General features: G+C 64.3%; 15 protein-coding genes. 14 read left to right on the forward strand and 1 reads right to left on the reverse strand.

The window, feature by feature from the left end; genetic code table 11:
* Positions 1–368: 368 nt before the first annotated feature.
* The 13 genes from gatC (at position 369) to BGP02_RS09180 (ending at position 14,440) form a co-directional block, all read left to right on the forward strand.
* Positions 369–668 carry an Asp-tRNA(Asn)/Glu-tRNA(Gln) amidotransferase subunit GatC gene (gene gatC / locus BGP02_RS09120; RefSeq protein ID WP_017231545.1) on the forward strand — a complete coding sequence of 100 codons (300 nt, stop codon included), beginning with the start codon at positions 369–371 and terminating at the stop codon, positions 666–668.
* Between the two features lie 122 nt (positions 669–790).
* Positions 791–2,281, forward strand: a complete 1,491-nt coding sequence (gatA, locus tag BGP02_RS09125; RefSeq protein WP_261939405.1) for an Asp-tRNA(Asn)/Glu-tRNA(Gln) amidotransferase subunit GatA — start codon at positions 791–793, stop codon at positions 2,279–2,281.
* A 2-nt stretch (positions 2,282–2,283) separates the two neighbouring features.
* Positions 2,284–2,775: a hypothetical protein gene (locus BGP02_RS09130; RefSeq protein WP_150562071.1), complete on the forward strand. Its 492-nt coding sequence runs from the start codon at positions 2,284–2,286 to the stop codon at positions 2,773–2,775.
* A gap of 127 nt (positions 2,776–2,902) precedes the next feature.
* Positions 2,903–4,375, forward strand: coding sequence for an Asp-tRNA(Asn)/Glu-tRNA(Gln) amidotransferase subunit GatB (gatB, locus tag BGP02_RS09135; protein WP_017235142.1), 1,473 nt, complete (start codon positions 2,903–2,905; stop codon positions 4,373–4,375).
* Positions 4,376–4,501: 126 nt separating this feature from the next.
* Positions 4,502–5,308 (forward strand): polyphosphate kinase 2 family protein, encoded by an 807-nt coding sequence (locus BGP02_RS09140; RefSeq protein ID WP_017235141.1) that lies wholly within the window; start codon positions 4,502–4,504, stop codon positions 5,306–5,308.
* A 491-nt stretch (positions 5,309–5,799) separates the two neighbouring features.
* Positions 5,800–6,447: a type 4 pilus major pilin gene (locus tag BGP02_RS09145; RefSeq protein ID WP_017235140.1), complete on the forward strand. Its 648-nt coding sequence runs from the start codon at positions 5,800–5,802 to the stop codon at positions 6,445–6,447.
* A gap of 55 nt (positions 6,448–6,502) precedes the next feature.
* The gene (locus tag BGP02_RS09150; RefSeq protein ID WP_017235139.1) at positions 6,503–7,060 is read left to right on the forward strand and encodes a toxin co-regulated pilus biosynthesis Q family protein; all 558 of its coding nucleotides are present in this window, start codon (positions 6,503–6,505) and stop codon (positions 7,058–7,060) included.
* Positions 7,061–7,112: 52 nt separating this feature from the next.
* A complete protein-coding gene (locus BGP02_RS09155) occupies positions 7,113–8,894 on the forward strand; it encodes a secretin N-terminal domain-containing protein (protein WP_026132186.1) in 1,782 nt (593 codons plus the stop codon).
* 1 nt (position 8,895) lies between these two features.
* Positions 8,896–10,260: a type 4b pilus protein PilO2 gene (gene pilO2 / locus BGP02_RS09160; RefSeq protein ID WP_261939404.1), complete on the forward strand. Its 1,365-nt coding sequence runs from the start codon at positions 8,896–8,898 to the stop codon at positions 10,258–10,260.
* A complete protein-coding gene (locus BGP02_RS09165) occupies positions 10,250–10,711 on the forward strand; it encodes a hypothetical protein (RefSeq protein ID WP_286798387.1) in 462 nt (153 codons plus the stop codon). The genes pilO2 and BGP02_RS09165 overlap by 11 nt, the downstream gene beginning before the upstream one ends.
* The gene (locus BGP02_RS09170) at positions 10,695–12,413 is read left to right on the forward strand and encodes a GspE/PulE family protein (RefSeq protein ID WP_017235135.1); all 1,719 of its coding nucleotides are present in this window, start codon (positions 10,695–10,697) and stop codon (positions 12,411–12,413) included. Before BGP02_RS09165 ends, BGP02_RS09170 begins: the two co-directional genes overlap by 17 nt.
* A 135-nt stretch (positions 12,414–12,548) precedes the next feature.
* Positions 12,549–13,547: a type II secretion system F family protein gene (locus BGP02_RS09175; protein ID WP_157211530.1), complete on the forward strand. Its 999-nt coding sequence runs from the start codon at positions 12,549–12,551 to the stop codon at positions 13,545–13,547.
* Positions 13,547–14,440, forward strand: a complete 894-nt coding sequence (locus BGP02_RS09180) for a prepilin peptidase (protein WP_261939403.1) — start codon at positions 13,547–13,549, stop codon at positions 14,438–14,440. Before BGP02_RS09175 ends, BGP02_RS09180 begins: the two co-directional genes overlap by 1 nt.
* Here the strand turns inward: BGP02_RS09180 and BGP02_RS09185 are convergent.
* Complete coding sequence (locus tag BGP02_RS09185; protein ID WP_017235132.1) at positions 14,411–16,090, reverse strand: GMC family oxidoreductase; 1,680 nt, start codon at positions 16,088–16,090, stop codon at positions 14,411–14,413. The two genes, BGP02_RS09180 and BGP02_RS09185, sit on opposite strands and share 30 nt — an antisense overlap.
* Before the next feature lie 289 nt (positions 16,091–16,379).
* Here BGP02_RS09185 and BGP02_RS09190 point away from each other — a divergent pair, with 289 nt between their 5' ends.
* The gene (locus tag BGP02_RS09190) at positions 16,380–18,044 is read left to right on the forward strand and encodes an isovaleryl-CoA dehydrogenase (protein ID WP_017235131.1); all 1,665 of its coding nucleotides are present in this window, start codon (positions 16,380–16,382) and stop codon (positions 18,042–18,044) included.
* Positions 18,045–18,057: the final 13 nt, after the last annotated feature.

Consider the following 18,057-nt stretch of genomic DNA (forward strand, 5'->3'; position numbering starts at 1 on the left):
GCGTCAGGGTCTTCCAATGGACTGCGCGAACGTCTGTCGCGCCCCCCGGACTGGCCGTGGCCCACCTGCGCGACAGCGTCGAAGGGTGCAAAAACACGCTCCGACGCAAATTTAATGCGCAATGATACCTTATAATTTCGCAGGTTTTGCAGGAAAAACGAGCACGTTGACACCCCATTCGACGCCCCCGGTGCGCCCGCCGGGAGCCTTGTGGCACGGCGCGCCAGCCCTCCTGCGCGGCCCGGTGCACGGAGTAAAACGGTGGACGAACCCAACGCCGTCCGCACATTCTCCGCATTCTGTCCCTAATATTGGCGTCAGGCATGCACCCGGCTGCTCTCCAATGCGCATTTTTTCGGGATTTCTTCATGGCTTTGAATCTCTCAGACGTCAAACGCATCGCCCACCTCGCGCGTCTCGAGCTGGCCGATGACGAGGCCGCTCACATGGAAAAGGAGCTGAACGGCTTCTTCGCGCTCGTCGAGCAGATGCAGTCGGTCGACACGAAAGGTGTAGCCCCGCTGGCACATCCGATCGAGCAAATTCAGGCGGTCGCCCAGCGTCTGCGGACCGACGCGGTGACGGAGCAGGTCGATCGCGAAGCCAATCAGCGCCCCGCGCCCGCCGTGCAGGACGGCCTCTATCTGGTGCCGAAGGTCATCGAATGAGTCCGGCCCGTTGCGCGATGTATGCCTCCGGTGCGCCGGACGCTCGCGCAACGGATTGCCGCGCGCCCTCGGCGCCCCGCATGCCCTCATGCCTTCATGCGCTATAACGCACAGCAGCCACCATGGAACAAGATCTGATTCATTTGCAGGATTTGCGCGCTGCGCTCGACGCCAAGCGCGTCTCGAGCGTCGAACTGACGCAGCACTATCTGGACCGCATTGCCGGGGCCGCCGATCTGAACGCATTCGTGCACGTCGACGCCGAGGCGAGCCTCGCGCAGGCGCGTGCCGCCGACGCGCGCATCGCCGCCGGCGAGGGCGCGAACCGGCCGTTGCTGGGCATTCCCGTTGCGCACAAGGACGTATTCGTCACGCGCGGCTGGCGCAGCACCGCTGGCTCTCGCATGCTCGAGAACTACGTCAGTCCATACGACGCCGCCGTCGTCGAGCGCCTGGCGCACGCGGGCATGGTCACGCTGGGCAAGACCAATATGGACGAGTTCGCCATGGGCTCGTCGAACGAAAACTCGTATTACGGCCCGGTGAAGAACCCGTGGGACACGCGCGCCGTGCCCGGCGGCTCGTCGGGCGGGTCGGCTGCCGCGGTGGCCGCGCGTCTCGCGCCGGTCGCCACCGGAACCGACACCGGCGGCTCGATCCGTCAGCCGGCGGCGTTCTGCGGCGTGACCGGCATCAAGCCGACGTATGGCCGCGTGTCGCGTTACGGGATGATCGCGTTCGCTTCGTCGCTCGACCAGGGCGGCCCGTTCGGTCATAGCGCGGCGGATTGCGCGTGGATGCTCAACGGCATGGCGGGTTTCGACGAACGCGACTCGACCAGCCTGGAGCGCGCCGACGAAGACTTCGCGCGCGGTCTGGGCAAGCCGCTCGACGGCGCCACGGCCGACAAGCCGTTGGCCGGTCTGCGCATCGGCTTGCCGGCCGAGTACTTCGGTGAAGGTCTCGACGCCGACGTGCGCGAAGCGATCGACAACGCATTGCGTGAGTTCGAGCGGCTCGGCGCCGTGCGCGTGCCGGTGTCGCTGCCGAAGACCGAACTGTCGATTCCCGTGTACTACGTGTTGGCACCGGCCGAAGCCTCGTCGAACCTGTCGCGTTTCGACGGCGTGCGCTACGGCCACCGCGCGGCCGAGTACCGCGATCTGCTCGACATGTACAAGAAGTCGCGCGCCGAAGGCTTCGGCACCGAAGTCAAACGCCGCATTCTCGTGGGCGCGTACGTGCTCTCGCACGGCTACTACGATGCCTACTACCTGCAGGCGCAGAAGATTCGCCGTTTGATCGCGCAGGACTTCCAGAATGCGTTCGCGCAGTGCGACGTCATCATGGGTCCGGTGGCGCCGTCGGTCGCGTGGAACCTCGGCGAGAAGAGCGCCGATCCGGTGCAGATGTACCTGGCCGACATCTACACGCTGTCGGTGAGCCTGGCCGGTTTGCCGGGGATGAGCCTGCCGGTCGGCGCGGGGCGCGATGCGCGTCCGGTCGGTCTGCAACTGATTGGCAACTACTTCGACGAAGCCCGCCTGCTGCAAGTGGCCGACGCGTTCCAGCGCGCGACCGACTGGCACAAGCGCGCTCCGGCAGGCGTCTGATCGTGCGCCGCCAACGCTTGACGACGTCGCTCGCCCCGCACGCCGCGTGGGTATCGAAGGGGCTGGCGCTCGCCGGCATGGTGCTCACGCTCGCGTCGTGCAGCCTGCCGTTCGGGCGTCCTACGCCGATCGCCTACCGCGAGATCAATCTGTCGGGCTACTGCTCGCAGACGGACGAAGACGGTTTCCGCGAGCAGGCAACGCTCAAGGTGTCGGCCAACCAGGTGCAGTCGCTCGACTGGCGTCTGTGGGTCGGCCAGCGCGGGAGCTGCCACTTTAATCTGGCGGATTTCCACCAGACGCAGTGGCGTCCGAGCATCGAACTGCGGGCGAACAGCGGAAGCTGCAAACTGCTCATCTGGCAGGATCCGGGCAACGTGACCATCGGTCATGCCAATTGCGAGGCGTATTGCACGCCGGGCATTTACCAGAACGCCTGGCCGGTGAGTTTCGATCCGCGCTCTGGGATTTGCGCGGCGGATACTCGCCGGTAGACGCGAACCAGCGCCAGCCAGCATCGGCGAACAGGAACAGAGGCCGGAGCGTCACCGTCGCGGCGACGACCGGCGGCAAGGGCAGGGCGAACGCGCCATGCCGACAAGTTGAGACAGGGTGAACCTTATGCAATGGGAAGTCGTTATTGGTCTGGAGACGCACACACAGCTCTCCACCGCTTCCAAGATTTTCTCGGGCGCATCGACGCAGTTCGGCGCGGCCCCCAACACGCAGGCCTGCCCCGTGGATCTGGCGCTGCCGGGCGTGTTGCCGGTGCTCAATCGCGGGGCTGTCGAGCGCGCGATCGAATTCGGCCTGGCCATTGGGGCGACGATTGCGCCGCGCAGCATCTTCGCGCGCAAGAATTACTTCTACCCCGACCTGCCGAAGGGCTATCAGATCAGCCAGTATGAAATTCCGGTGGTGCAGGGCGGCTCGTTGAAGATTCAGGTCGAGGCGGATGCACGCACCGGTCGCGAAGCCTATGAAAAAGTCGTGACGCTCACGCGTGCGCACCTTGAGGAAGACGCGGGCAAGTCGCTGCACGAAGACTTCGCCGGCATGACCGGCATCGACCTGAACCGCGCCGGCACGCCGTTGCTCGAAATTGTGACCGAGCCCGACATGCGCAGCGCGGCCGAAGCCGTGGCGTACGCGAAAGCGTTGCACGGACTCGTGGTGTGGCTCGGTATTTGCGATGGCAACATGCAGGAAGGCTCTTTCCGCTGCGACGCCAACGTCTCTGTGCGTCCGGTCGGTCAGCAGGCATTCGGCACGCGTGCCGAAATCAAGAACCTGAACTCGTTCCGCTTTCTCGAAGAGGCGATTCAGTACGAAGTGCGCCGTCAGATCGAGTTGATCGAAGACGGCGGCACGGTGGTGCAGGAAACGCGTCTGTACGATCCGGACAAGAAGGAAACGCGTTCGATGCGCAGCAAGGAAGACGCGCACGACTATCGCTACTTCCCGGATCCGGATCTGCTGCCGCTCGTGATCGATAACGCATGGATCGAGCGCGTGCGCGCCGGGTTGCCCGAGCTGCCCGCCGGCATGCAGGCGCGCTTCGTCGAGTCGTACGGCTTGTCCGACTACGACGCCGCTGTGCTCACCCAATCGAAAGCCCAAGCGTCATACTTCGAAGCCGTGGTCGCGAAGGCGGGCAAGGCGAGTGCCAAGCCGGCCGCGAACTGGATCATGGGCGAGCTGTCGTCCCTGCTGAACCGTGAAGACATCGGCATCGAGCAAAGCCCGGTCTCGAGCGCGCAGCTCGCGGGTCTGCTCGCTCGCATCGCCGACAACACGATCTCCAACAAGATCGCCAAGGAGGTCTTCCAGTTGATGTGGGAGGAGCGCGCCACCGATGAGGGCGCGGCGGATCGCCTCATCGAAGCGAAGGGGCTGAAGCAGATCACCGACACGGGTGCGATCGAGAAGATCATCGACGAGGTGCTGGCCGCCAACGCCAAGTCCGTCGAAGAGTTCCGCGCGGGCAAGGAGAAGGCATTCAACGCCTTGGTCGGCCAGGCGATGAAGGCCACCAAGGGCAAGGCCAATCCGGCCCAGGTCAACGAGTTGCTCAAGAAGAAGCTCGGGGCCTGACGCGGGAGAACCCGGCGCCAACGCGGCGACGAGAATCCCTCAGGCAAAAAGCGCGGTGGCCGGTTCGGCGCCGCGCTTTTGATTTTGCGAGATACTAGCCCGCAGGCCTGTCACGAGGAGTTGGCGATGTTCGAGAAATACCGCGTACCGCTCGGCAAGAAGCTCGACCTGTCGGATTACGATCCGGCCGATACGCCATTTACCGGCGAGAGCAAGGGCGACGACAAGGCGCGCATGGCCGAGCTGGCGCTCAAGCTCGACGAGTTGCAGACGCTTCTGCACGCCAACAGCCGGCAACGTGTCCTGCTCGTGTTGCAGGGCATGGACACCAGCGGCAAGGACAGCACCATCCGCGCGGTGTTCCAGAACGTCGATCCGCTCGGCATTCGCGTGGCGAATTTCAAGTCGCCCACGCCCACGGAACTGGCGCGCGACTTTCTGTGGCGTGTCCATAGCGTCGTGCCGGGGGCGGGCGAGTTGGTGATCTTCAATCGCAGCCATTACGAAGACGTGCTCATCACGCGCGTGCACGACTGGATCGACGCCGACGAGTGCAAGCGACGCTACGCGCACATCAACAACTTCGAGCGTCTGCTGGCTGACAACCACACGCGCATCGTCAAGTGCTTCCTGTATATCTCGTCCGACGAGCAGCGCAAGCGCTTGCAGGAGCGCATCGACGATCCGAACAAGCACTGGAAGTTCGAACTGAACGATCTGAAGGAACGCAGCTTCTGGCCGCATTACACCAAGGCTTACGAGGCGGCGCTATCGGCCACGTCGACGGAACACGCGCCGTGGTACGTCGTGCCGTCCGACTCGAAACGTCACCGCAACCTGATGGTGGCTGAGTTGCTGGTGCAGGCGCTGACCGACCTGAATCTGTCCTACCCGCCCGCACGACCGGAACTCGCGGGCATGAAGGTGGAATGACTGCGGTGCGCTGACGCGACCGGCGTCGCGTTTTCGGCGGCGGGCGGCGCAAATCCGCTGTGCGTCCGGTCTTCCACGGCGCGTTGCGTCACCGTCCCGATCTGCGTACGCAGGCGCGCCACGCGCCTTGTGAAACCGCTGAATGATGACGTCGGCACGCGACGTTGGGAATACTCTTGCTGCGGTTGGGCCGATTCTGACGGCCACGACGACCCCTGACGCAACACTCGTTCGCGTCGATCCTTGCCCCTCCTTGCTCTGAACTTCCTTCAGGACGCTTGTTCGCCGTTTGGCGATAGACAGCGACTTATCGAAATTGGCACGCAGATGGGTGCTTTCCTGCCCCCCGGAATTGTCATTTTGCGAAAAATTCGGATAACACGCGATAACGCGGTGCCGGGTGTTCAGGCATAAATCGCCCCTGTCGCAGCGCACGGATGTCACCGCAAAGGCGCGCGGCTTTTCCAATCGATTTGCTCAGGAAGAGGGGTATGGACATGCAAGTGAACGAGGGCGCACTCGTGCAAATGAAGAACAACATGGTTGGCCGGTGGAGCAAGCGCCGTCAGCGCGGTGTGACGCTGGTGGAGTTGTCCGTCGCCGTGGCGGTTATGGGGCTGATCATGGCCGGCGCGATGGTGGGTGTGCCCAGGCTGATGAATTCGGTCCGGGTGAACCAGGAGATCAAGGACTGGCAGATGGCGGTGGTGTCGGTGCAGAACGCCGTGCTGTCGGGGCAGTTGACCGCCAAGACGACCCCGAAGGATATGGACAATATGGGGCTGTTCGGGGCGATGACGCCGTCGCCGGGTAACGTTGATGGTGAATACTTGAACCGGTTCGGCGGGACCATGAAGATGGCACCTATCACTGCCGCTATCAACGATGGTCCGAATTTCGGGGTTCAGGTTACGTCGGAGGATGTTCCCAGCGACCAATGTCAAAAATTCATGACGACGTTGCATTCGAACTTCGCGACGATATCTGTGAACGGCACGACGCTTAAAAATCTGAAAACAAGCTTCCAGATGGGCAAGTTGGCGGAGGCTTGCAAGTCGTCGAATTCTGGCGGCACTAACGCGGACGAGAAGAACGATCTTACCAAGGCCAAGCTCGATTTCACCATCAGCGGCTCCTGATCCCATGGTCGAACCCCATCCAGCATTTCGGCATTGAATTCGACGTGAGGAAACCATGCACATCAAAATAGTGCTGACCGCTGCTGTCGCGTCAGCTGTATGGTCGAGTACGGCTTTCGCTTTCGAGACTTCCGATGGGGCGCATCGATCTGCCGATCTGCCGATCGCGTTCGCCAGCCATCAGCCGTTGATGTCGGGCGATGCGGCGGCAGGCGCATCGTCGCAACGTTCGTTCGCGAGCGCGCTGGACATGGCACCGCCGAACGATGCGCCGCCGGATGTGGACTCGACGCCAGACGCGGCTTCGCAGGCCGCGGCATCGCCCGAGCCGCTGGCGGCACAGGTCGAAGTCCGCGAGCTTCTCGAACTGCTGATGTCGCCGGGCGACGGCCGTGTCTCCGTGGCGCTTGCGCGCTACCTGGAGGCGCACGGCTGGCAACTCGCCTGGGAAATCGACCGCGACTTCCCCATCGAGTATCCGGCAACGTTCACGGGCGACTTCCTCGGCATCGTCGAGCAGGTCGTGGTCTCGTTGCAGAACACCGACGCCCCCATTCGCGTGAAGGTCCACGAGGCCAACCGGGTGCTGCGCGTCGTTCACGCCACTCAATAACAAGCGCAGCGCACCCCCCCCGGCGCAGCCATCATCACGGAAGCGGCAATCCATGAGTAAGCGACTAGGCGTGTTGTGCGCCACCCTGTTCCTGACGGCGTGCGGTACGCCCGGCATGCTCTCCAAGACCGATGCCAACGTCTCGCAAGCGCAAACGAGCGCGCGATCGGCGTTCGACGCGCATTCGGCAGCCCCGATTCGCGCCATTGAACACGTCGAGGGGGCGTGGCTGGCGAAGCGCTCCGTCCCGATCAACGCGTCGGTCGCGTTGCCGGACTTCTTCAAGCGCAACGTACGCTTTGCGACCGGTGCGCCGCTTCCGATGTCGGTCGTGCTGGCACAGGTGGCCCGGGGCAATGGCCTGACGATCCGCATGGCCTCGGACGTGTCGTGCGCCGCGGGCACCGGGGGCGGTGGCGCACCTGGTGCCCGCGGGCCGAGTCGCGGGGGTAACGGCGGCGGCAGTCCGACGAACCTCTTCCAACTCAACTGTGCCGAGACCGGCGAGCCGACGGTGCCGTTGCAATTCTCCGGCACGCTGTCGGGTTTGCTGGACACCATCGCCAATCGAACCGGGACGCACTGGACCTATCGTGACGGTGTCGTTCACTTCGCGAGGTATGTCACACGAACCTTCCAGATCAAGATGATGCCCGGCAGCTCGTCGTATCGGGCGTCCGTGGGCAAGGCTTCGCAAATGCAGGCCAATCGCGGCGCCTCCGGCGGTGGCGGGGCGAGCGGCTCGGCGGGCGGCGTCGACCTGAGCTTCAACGCTGACGCCAACGTGAGCGTGGAGTCCGAACTCGATTACTGGTCGGATCTCGTCAAGACAGTCACGGACATGCTCTCCGAGGGCGGACGTGTCACGCCCTCGGTCGTGACGAGTTCGCTGGTCGTGAGCGACACGGCCGACGTCGTTGAACGCGTAGCGAGTTATATCGAATCCGAGAACGCGGTGCTCGGCCGTCAGGTCAAGTTGCGCGTGCAGGTGTATTCCGTCTCGCTGGAAGAAAATTCGGCCGTCGGCGTCGACTGGGACCTGGTGTACCAGGCCGCGAGCGGCATTACGCTGGGGCTGGCCGGTCCCGCCGCCGGCGGATCGCTGATGTCGCGCAAAGGCGGTATGCAGCTCAGAACACTCGACAGCGGGCGATTCAAGGGCTCCAACGCGTTTATCCGCGCGCTCAGTCAACAGGGGCGCGTGAGCACGGTGATCGACACCACGGTCGTCACGCTGAACAACCAGCCGGCGCCGGTTGCCGTCACCCAGAATCAGGGCTTTGTCGCGCAAACAAAAATGTCGCCCGGTAACTACGGTGGACAGGCGGTCGTGACCGCCGAGCAGTCCGTGCTGACCACCGGTTTCGTGATGAACCTGTTGCCCACGCTCATGGACAACCGAAGCGTGATGTTGCAGGTGCAGATCGACATGTCCGACCTCAGGAAGCTCGACAAGATCAATTTGCGCACGGGTAAGGAGGCGCCCAGCGGCAGCAATGCGGGCGTCAGCGACGGCGGTTCGGATGTCACCGCGGAAATTGGATCCGATGGCGTCAAGGTGGGGGTCGGCGGCAGAGCGAACGGACGCTCGAGCGGCGATGACGGTCTCGGCGTGGGCTCGTTCATGCAGTTGCCGATCACGGCATCGATCCAGACCATGCAGCGGGCGTCGCTCAAGTCGGGCGATACGCTGGTACTCAGCGGCTTCCGTCGCACAGACGATTCGACCGACCGCGACGGCATCTTCAATTACGAAGGCGGCACGAAGGAGGCGCGTCAGCAGGTCAAGGAAGTCGTCATCCTGATTTCGCCGGAACTGACCGAGGGCGTGTGACATGACGCGCATATTGACCAACCAGCTCGTTGTCGGTGCGCAGTGGGAGACATTGCTCGGCCTGCAAAAAGAGCCCACGGAGATCCGGGGTCTCGCCAGGAGCCGCGATGCGTCGCACTTCGCCGTGGCGGATGACGGCGCAGGTACGCGTACCGTAGGATTGTTTGCGATGGATCCCGCCATCACAGGGCAAAGCGTGCCGGAGCGATATGCACTCGGCGCGGTGCTCGGCGCCATGGTCGATGCGCCAAACGTCGCGTTCCTGCATCCCGATCCCGACAATGCCTCGGCAACGCTCTTCATTACGTTGCGCGATCGCCGTCCGGAACTGGATCTGGTGATGCCCGCCGCTGAAGTTGCCGCGAGGCTGGAGCAATGGGCCGCGGAGATCGAGGGCAAGATCACGATTGCCGGTATCGCCCCCTTGAGTTGCGGCGGTGCTGACGTGGCGCTCACGCTGGACGACATCGCGAAGCAAATGCATGGGGATGTCCCGCAGGATGCGCGGCTGCGGGAGGTGCGCAAGCCTCTGCCGGCGCGGCAACTGAAGATCGCGGCCCTCTCGTTCGCGACGCTCTGTCTCGTCGGTGGCGCCGGTTGGTGGGGATGGTCCTGGTATGACGACATGCAGCAGGCGAAGCTTGCGGCGGCCAATCAGGTCGATCCGATCGACGCCTACAAGCAGGCACTTGCGCGGGCGATCGCCGCGGAGCCGTTCTCGGCCGGGGCGTCGTATGTCAGGCGCTTGCAATACGCGATTCAGTCATTGCCGGCGAGTGCTGGCGGATGGCGTCCCGCAGCCATCGCGTGCAACACCCATGCCTGCGAGATCCAGTGGCGTCGCCAGGAGGGTGGCACGTTCGATCTGCTTCTCTCCCAGCGCCCGAACGCGCAAATCGTCGATCTCGACAATGCAACGGAAATGATGACGCCGCCCGATACCCTCGTACCTGTGTCGAAGCCGGCTACGACGGCGTCGGCCGCGAATGCCGCCACAGCGCTCGCCGACGACGAAGACGTTAGCGACGATGGCGACGATGGCGATGCGCGCGTGACGCCCGTGCCGCGCACGCAGTTCCTGCGCACGGCAGGCGCCCGTCTGCAATCGCTCGGCGACTACGGCATGGACATTTCGCTGTCCATGCCCAAACCGCTCGTCAATGCCCCACCGGGGGCGGCGGGGCGCAGTGATGTGCCGCCGCCGATCGCCAAGGGCGAATGGAAGATGGCCGGGCACCTGGCCTTTGTCGACTCCGTGGCCGGTTTGATGATGCGCGCGGGCAACATGTCGTTGCGCGAGTTGACGATTGTGATCGACGACACCAAACCGGTCTTCTCCGCTCAAGGAACATACTATGTCCACTAAGCTTCGCCTCACCGCAGGGTTCGCGATGACCGCGATGCTCTCGTTGCCGATGGCGATCACGCCTGTGCGTGCCGCCGAGACGATCGACACCTTTGCGCGTGCGCATCTCAAGTCGTCGCAGGAAGCCACGGCCGCCCAGAGCGCGGCGGCGGGGGGCGAGCCTCAGCCCGTCACGGGCGCGACGCCCGACGTAGCGCCAGAGCTGCTGTTCATTCACGGCGTTGACGACACCACGGTGGCCTATCTGCGCGTTGACGGTCGTTTTGGCTACAGCGTGAGTGACGGCGACCGGTTTGGCGACTGGCGAGTGGTGAAGATCGGCAGCGACTACGTCGACGTGGCGCGAGGCGGCAAGCCACGTCGCCTGTTGTTACCCAATGCGATGGGCGCGACGCAGGCGGGCAGTGCAAGGCAGGGGTCACCAGGGCGGCGCAATGGCGACGATCTCTGACCGCTTCCAGGCGGCATTTTCGCGCGTCAATGGACGCGGCGGCGCGGTGGCGCGGCCGATTGCCGACCTTCGCATCGAAGATATCCAGACGCAGGGCTGGCGTCAGGATCTCGGCATTACCCTGGCCGGCGCCGAGAACGGATCGCTGGTGCTCGTGGCCATCAAGCCGCGCCTGTTCCTGGTGCTGCTCGAACACACGACGTTCGTTCGCATGCAGGGGTCCGATCTGCTCGCGCGGTTCGAACAGGCAGTACGCGCGACGCATCGGCTCGATCTCGAGGGTGTCTACGTGGGCACGACCGAAGAGATTCTGCTCATGCAGTCGCGCCTCCAGCAGCATAGCGAAACGGGTGCCCGAGCCGAGGAGCAGCGCACGGGCGCCTATCGAAACTTCGATCTGATCATCGAGCGGGCGATCGATGCGCGTGCCTCCGATATTCATTTCGAGTTTCGCGAGGGCCGGCATGTGCGCGTGCGCATGCGCATCCACGGCAAGCTTCGTGCGACCGGCGAGCTGGATCGCCTTTCGCGCGACTACCATGCCATGCTCGATGCCGTTTCGGCGGCCTACAACTCGCGCGCCGACCCCAGCAGCCGAAGCCACAATCACTTCGATGAAGCCCAGCACCAGAGTTGCTCCATTCCGCTGAACCTGCGCAATCGCAAGTACCAACTGCGCTTGCAGAGCATCAAGGAGAATCGTGGCGTCGACGTGGTGCTGCGTTTGCTTGTGAACGAGGCCGTCGACGACGATGTCATGACGCTCGCTGAACTCGGGTACTCCGAGGATCAGATCGAAGTGCTGGAGAACGCGGTGTATCGCAGCCCCGGATTGACGATCATCGCCGGCGAGACGGGCTCGGGAAAGTCGACGACGCTGCGCACCATGATGATGTACGAGCGCGACGCCGGTAAGAAATTCTTCTCCATCGAAGATCCGGTCGAATACATCCAGCCGCATGTGACGCAGATCCCGATTCAACGGCGTGCCGAAGACGGTCACGGCGAATCGGCCTTCGGTGCGGCAGCCAAGGTGCTGTTGCGCGGCGACCCGGACAAGCTCATGCCTGGCGAGATCCGCGATGTCGAAACCGGGTCTTTCGCGAAATCGATGACCGAGACGGGCCACCAGGTACTCTCGACCGTGCACGCGTCGAGCGCCTTCGGCATCATTCCGCGCCTGATCAGCGACGAGATCGGCATGCCAGTCTCGGCCGTGACGTCGCCCAACTTTCTCACCGCGATGGTGTATCAAAAACTGATCCCGGTGTTGTGCGATCACTGCAAGTTGCCGGCCGTCGGCAAGCTCGACGAGATGACGCTGGGCGTGATCGGTAGTCTCGGTATCGACACGGCGCGCGTGTGCGTGGCGGGGCCGGGGTGCGGGCACTGCAAGGAACGGGGTACGGCGGGGCAGACGGTCGTGGCCGAGGTGTGCGAGGTGACCGAGGAGTTGCTCGAACTGCTGCGACAGTCGAAATTCTGGGAGGCGCAGCGCCACTGGCGTACGTACCACGATGGCGATCTCACGAGCCCTGTCATGCACGGAAAATCGGCGATGGAGCATGCGATCTACAAGATGGCGCAGGGTCGCGTCGATCCGCATGACATCGAAGCCTCGTTCTACAAGCTCAAGAAATTCCAGATATGGAAAGGGGGCTCCACATCGCCCCAACCCCCGCGCCGACTCTCGAGTGTGTAAGTCGTCCTCACGAAACTTGTTTGAAACGTCGCCCAATTTCCTATGCTAGAAGCCGTCAATCGTCTGCTTGCCAAGCTATCTCCCGCGCGTGATTCTTACCCGGGCCTGAGTCGCGCGAAACGTCACTTTCGCAAAATGCGAGCGAAGTTCTACAGCGACTTTGCCGACGCTATCGAGGACGGTGCCAATCCGTTCGAGCTATTCTCGCGTCGGTATGCACGCGCCAAGGAGCGGCGCAGTCCGATGGCGCCCCTCTATGCGATATGGCGCGATCGCGCCAGCTCGAAGAACCTGCGAAAGTCGTGGCAGGGCACGATCCCCGACGAAGATCTGATCGTGATTTCGGCCGGCGAGAAGGGCGACCTGGCCGGCACGCTGCGCTTTCTGGCGCGGGTGGTTACCTTGCAGCAGCAAACGCGCGCGGCGATCGCCGGGGCCGTTGTGCTGCCGATCTTCATGTCGGTGCTGCTCGCCGCGATCCAGTTGGGCGTGGCCTACGGCATGATGCCGATCATGACCGAGATCATGCCGCCGGAGATGTTTCCCCTCGTGGGCGCGGGGCTGTATATCGTGTCCGGGTTCGTGGCGAACTGGTGGCCACTGCTCTATGGCGTGCCGGTCGTGATCGTGGTGGCGGTCTTGCTGTCGCTGAGCCGATGGACGGGGCCGATGCGGCAGCGCGTCGAGAACTTCGGCCCCTATGCCGTGTATCGCGACGTGCGCGCCGGGGAGTTTCTGGTGTCACTGGCCGCGCTGACCGGCGCAAAGACGTCGGTGTTCGACGCCGTGTCACTCATGCTCGCGGGCGCCTCGCCCTGGATGCGCTCGCATTTGCTGCGCATGCGGGCGTCGCTCAAGAGCGAGCGAAGCATGGTCAAGGCGATGGATACCGGCATCTTCAACGAGGAAGTCTTCGATCGTCTGGTCGAATACTCGGGACGCACCAACTTCGATGCCGGCATTCGCAAGATCGGCCTGATGACCATCGAGGAAGTCGCGGAGCGCGTCAAGGCGCGATCTGCCGCGCTACGCTCGGTGCTGATGGCGTTGGTCGGGCTGACGATCATCTTCACCGTGGGCGGCATGTTGCAGATCGGTCACGCGGCGGGTGAGTACGCGGAGTCGATGTTCTGATGATGGCGTTGCTCATCGATAACGTTGGAGACGCCTTCCGGGCGCTGCCGCGCGAAGCCGTGGTGGCCGCGATGGCGACGCTGGGGCTGCTGGTGGGCAGCTTCCTGAACGTGGTCGTCTGCCGCCTGCCGCGCATGCTGGAGCGGCAATGGGCATACGACGCGGCGTCGTGGGCGGGCGAGGCGCCGCCGGTCGTGCCCGCCTTCAACCTCGCCTGGCCGCCATCGCACTGCCCGCATTGCGAGACGCGCATCGCGGCGCGTCACAATGTCCCGGTGCTAGGCTTTGTCCTCCTGCGCGGCCGCTGCGCAAATTGCCGCGCGGCGATTTCCCTGCGCTATCCGCTTGTCGAACTAGCCGTAGGGATCATGTTCGCAACGCTCGCGTGGGCGTTCGTCCCTTCGATGCAGTACCTCGCGATGCTGGCATGGTGCGGCTTCGGCGCGGCACTGCTGGCGCTCGCGCTGATCGACATTGATACGCGGTTGTTGCCCGATGCGCTCACGTTGCCGCTACTGTGGGCGGGCTTGCTGGGCAGCGTCGCGGGCCTGACATTGCCCATCGACGAAGCCGTGCTTGGCGCTGCGTTGGGATATGGCGTCATGGCGGCGATGGCGGGCGCGTACCGGGCGCTGACCGGTGTCGACGGACTGGGCGGCGGCGACGCCAAGCTCGTCGCCGCGTGTGGGGCATGGCTGGGGTGGATCGGCACGCCGCTGATGCTGGCCTTCGGCGCGGTGGCGGCCACGCTCGCTTTTGCGGGCCTCGGCGTGTGGCGCGGCCGCGCGTTGCGCGAGCCGCTGCCGTTTGGTCCCTGGCTATGCTTGGGCGCGGTGGCGAGCCGGCTGTGGGGCGAGCCTTTCCTAGATCTGTGGCTGCGCCCGGGCGGCTAACGTCGCTGGTGCGTGCGGCGCGGTGTCGACGGATGTCGATCCAACGCGCTGCGTCAATCGACCCGCGCCGGACAACATCAGGTCCGCGGCCTTTTCGCCGATCATCATCGACGGGGCGTTGGTGTTGCCGCCGATGAGCGTGGGCATGATCGACGCATCGACCACGCGCAAACCTTCCACGCCGCGAACCCTCAGTTCCGGATCGACGACCGACGCCGCATCGCTGCCCATGCGGCAGGTGCCGACCGGGTGGTAGATGGTGTCGGCGCGCGCACGTATCAGCGCGGTGAGCGCTTCGTCCGACTCGATGCCCCGGCTGTGCAGCTCCTCGCCGCCGAACCGCGCGAGCGACGGCGCTGCGAGAATCCGACGAATCACGCGCACCCCGCGCAGCAACGTGTCGACGTCCTCCTGCGCTTGCAGAAAGGCCGGGTCGATCCGCGGCGCGTCGCGCATGTCGGCGCTGGCAAGCGTCACGCGTCCGCGGCTTTTCGGACGCAGTACGCAGGCATGCAACGACAGGCCACGCCGCAGATGTAGCCGACGATTATGGTCGTCGCAGATGCCCACGAGGAAGTGCATCTGCAAATCGGGGCACGCCAGTGACGGATCGCTCTTGAGGAAGCCACCGGCTTCGGCCACGTTGCTGGCGAACAGGCCGCGCCGCTCGCGAAGATAGTCCAGCCCTTGCGTGAGCAGATGCCACAATCCCGCGGGCGTGTAGCCGACCAGATCGCGATGCGCCACGTACTTGTTGATGATGAAGTCGATGTGATCCTGCAGGTTCTCTCCGACACCCGGGGCATCGACGTGCACCTCCACGCCATGCGAGCGCAAGTGTTCGGCAGGGCCGATTCCGGAGCACATCAGCAACTGCGGCGAATTGAACGCTCCGGCGCTCAGCACGACTTCAGCGCGTGCGCGCAGCGTCTCCAGCGCGCCGCGCCGTTGCACTTTGACGCCGGTCGCGCGCTTGCCATCGAAGACAACGCGCTGCACCAGCGCATCGGTGATGACATGAAGATTTGCGCGTGATTTTCCTTGCAGATAGGCGCGCGCGGCGTTCCAGCGCTGCCCGTCTTTTTGGGTCACCTGATAGATGCCCGCGCCTTCGTAGTGCGGACCGTTGAAGTCGTCGCTCACGGGATACCCGGCTTCGCGCGCCGCGTCGACATAGTGTTGCGAGAACGGATTGACCGTGCGCAGATCGGCAACGTTGAGCGGGCCGCCGGTACCGTGCCAGGCATCCGCACCGCGTTCATTGTTCTCGTTGCGACGGAAGTACGGCAGCACGTCGTCCCATCCCCAGCCGGTGCAGCCGGCCTGCGCCCACGCGTTGTAATCGTCCGGGTGACCGCGCGTGTAGATCATCGCGTTGATCGAACTCGAGCCACCTAGACCGCGTCCGCGCGGCTGATAGCCCTGACGTCCGGCCAGCCCCGCCTGCGGCGTTGTGCGATAGCCATAGTTGCGCCGCGATCGGAACGGCACCAATGCGGCGAGACCGAGCGGCAGCCGTACGAGAAAGCTGTTGTCGGGCGGACCCGCTTCGATCAGCGCGATCGTGCTGCCCGGCGCACCGTCGGCCAATCGCGCCGCCAACGCACAACCGGCCGAGCCGCCGCCGACAATGATGTAGTCGTAGTCCATGCTGTCATCCTCCCTTGGATGGGCACTGCATCTACCGCTTTTTTTGACGTTTTGTTCGCTGCTTTTTGCTTGTCGTTCTGAGCGCGATTGTCTCGTGTCTCGCTGCGCGCGGTGCCGCCGCATGGGCGACGCCTCGGAGCGGCACTCATTGTAAGCAGACAATCCCTGCGCTCGGGGGGGATGTGAAGCAATCCTCTAATTTATGGGAGCGCGCGGACCTAGCCGCTATGATGAAAGGATCCCCATGGCGTGACCGTCACATACGGCAATTGGGCATACGGAGACACGGATGACGCAAGCCTGGCAGACCCACGACGTCACCAATCAGGTGCCGCCGCTTACGGACTACAACCTTTACGCCACCGACGCCGCGTTGCAAGCCGCAGTGGCGGCCTTCGGCGCGGGGTGGCATGCGACAACGCTTTACCGTCAGGGCGCTCGCCTGGGCGAAGCCGAGGTGCAGGCGTGGGCGGAGGCGGCCAATCGTCACGCGCCGGAACTGCAATCGTTCGATTCGCAAGGCAATCGCATCGATCGCGTCGAGTTTCATCCGTCGTGGCATGCGCTCATGGGTTTGTTGCGGGGGGCCGAACTGCAGTCATTGCCGTGGGCGCATCCGCGCGACGGCGCGATGACGGCGCGCACGGCGGCGTATTTCCTGCACGCGCAGAACGAGGCCGGTGCGTTGTGCCCTACGACCATGACGTTCGCGAGCATTCCGGTGCTCGCCAAGGAGCCCACGGCCTTCGCGTCGATCAAGGACAAGTTGCTCGCGCCACAGCACGACCCGCGCGACGTGCCGCTCGCGCAGAAGCACGCCATTCTTATCGGCATGGGGATGACGGAGAAGCAAGGCGGCTCCGACGTGCGCACCAACACCACCACGGCCACCGATTGCGGCGACGGCACGTTCTCGCTCGTCGGGCACAAATGGTTCTTCTCGGCGCCGCAGTGCGACGCGCATCTGGTGCTCGCACGCGACGCCGACAGCGAAGCGTTGTCCTGCTTCTTCGTGCCGCGCTACGCGCCGGACGGGCGCAAGAACGGTGTGCAAGTGCAACGTCTCAAGGACAAGCTCGGCAATCGCTCCAACGCGAGCAGTGAAGTCGAGTTGCAGGGCGCGTATGGCACACGCGTGGGTGCGCCGGGGCGCGGTATTCCCACGATCATCGAGATGGCGACGTATACGCGGCTCGACTGCGTGATCGGCAGCGCGGCAATGATGCGCGCGGGTGTCGTGCAGGCGATTCATCACGCGCGCCATCGCTCGGCGTTCGGGGCGAAGCTCGTCGATCAGGATCTGATGACGACGGTGCTCGCGGATCTGGCGCTGGAGTCGGAAGCGGCGACGTGGCTGGCGATGCGGCTGGCGCAGGCGTTCGACGCGGGCGTGTCCGACAACGATTCGCTGTGTGAGCGGGCGTGGCGCCGCATCGTGTTGCCCGCCGCGAAATTCTGGGTATGCAAGCGCGCGCTCGAACTCGCGGGCGAGTGCATGGAGGTGTGGGGCGGCAACGGCTACGTCGAGACCGGCCCGCTCGCGCGGCTGTATCGCGAGGCGCCCGTCAATTCGATCTGGGAAGGCTCGGGCAACGTGATGTGTCTCGACGTGCTGCGCGCCATGAGCCGCGAGCCTGACGTCGCACAGTACTGGTTCCGATGGATCGGTGAGCGCACGGGATCGCATGCGCCGCTGCGCGCGGCGTTGGCGCAGTTGCACGGTTGGCTGGCGGCCGATCAGGCAACGCACGCGACCCGCGCGCGTGCGATTGCACAGCAGGTGGTACTGCTGGCACAGGCGGCATTGTTGCTCGAACACGCGCCGGCCGAGTTGGCGCATGGCTTCATCGAGAGCCGATTCTCGAACGCGGGCGGGCGGGTGTACGGCGTGATGCCGGACACGCTCGCGGTGGCAGTGCAACGTGCCTGGCTCGACCGGGCTTTTCTCGCATAACGGATAACAATAT

Source organism: Pandoraea sp. 64-18 (assembly GCF_001899225.1).
GTDB lineage: Bacteria > Pseudomonadota > Gammaproteobacteria > Burkholderiales > Burkholderiaceae > Pandoraea > Pandoraea cepalis.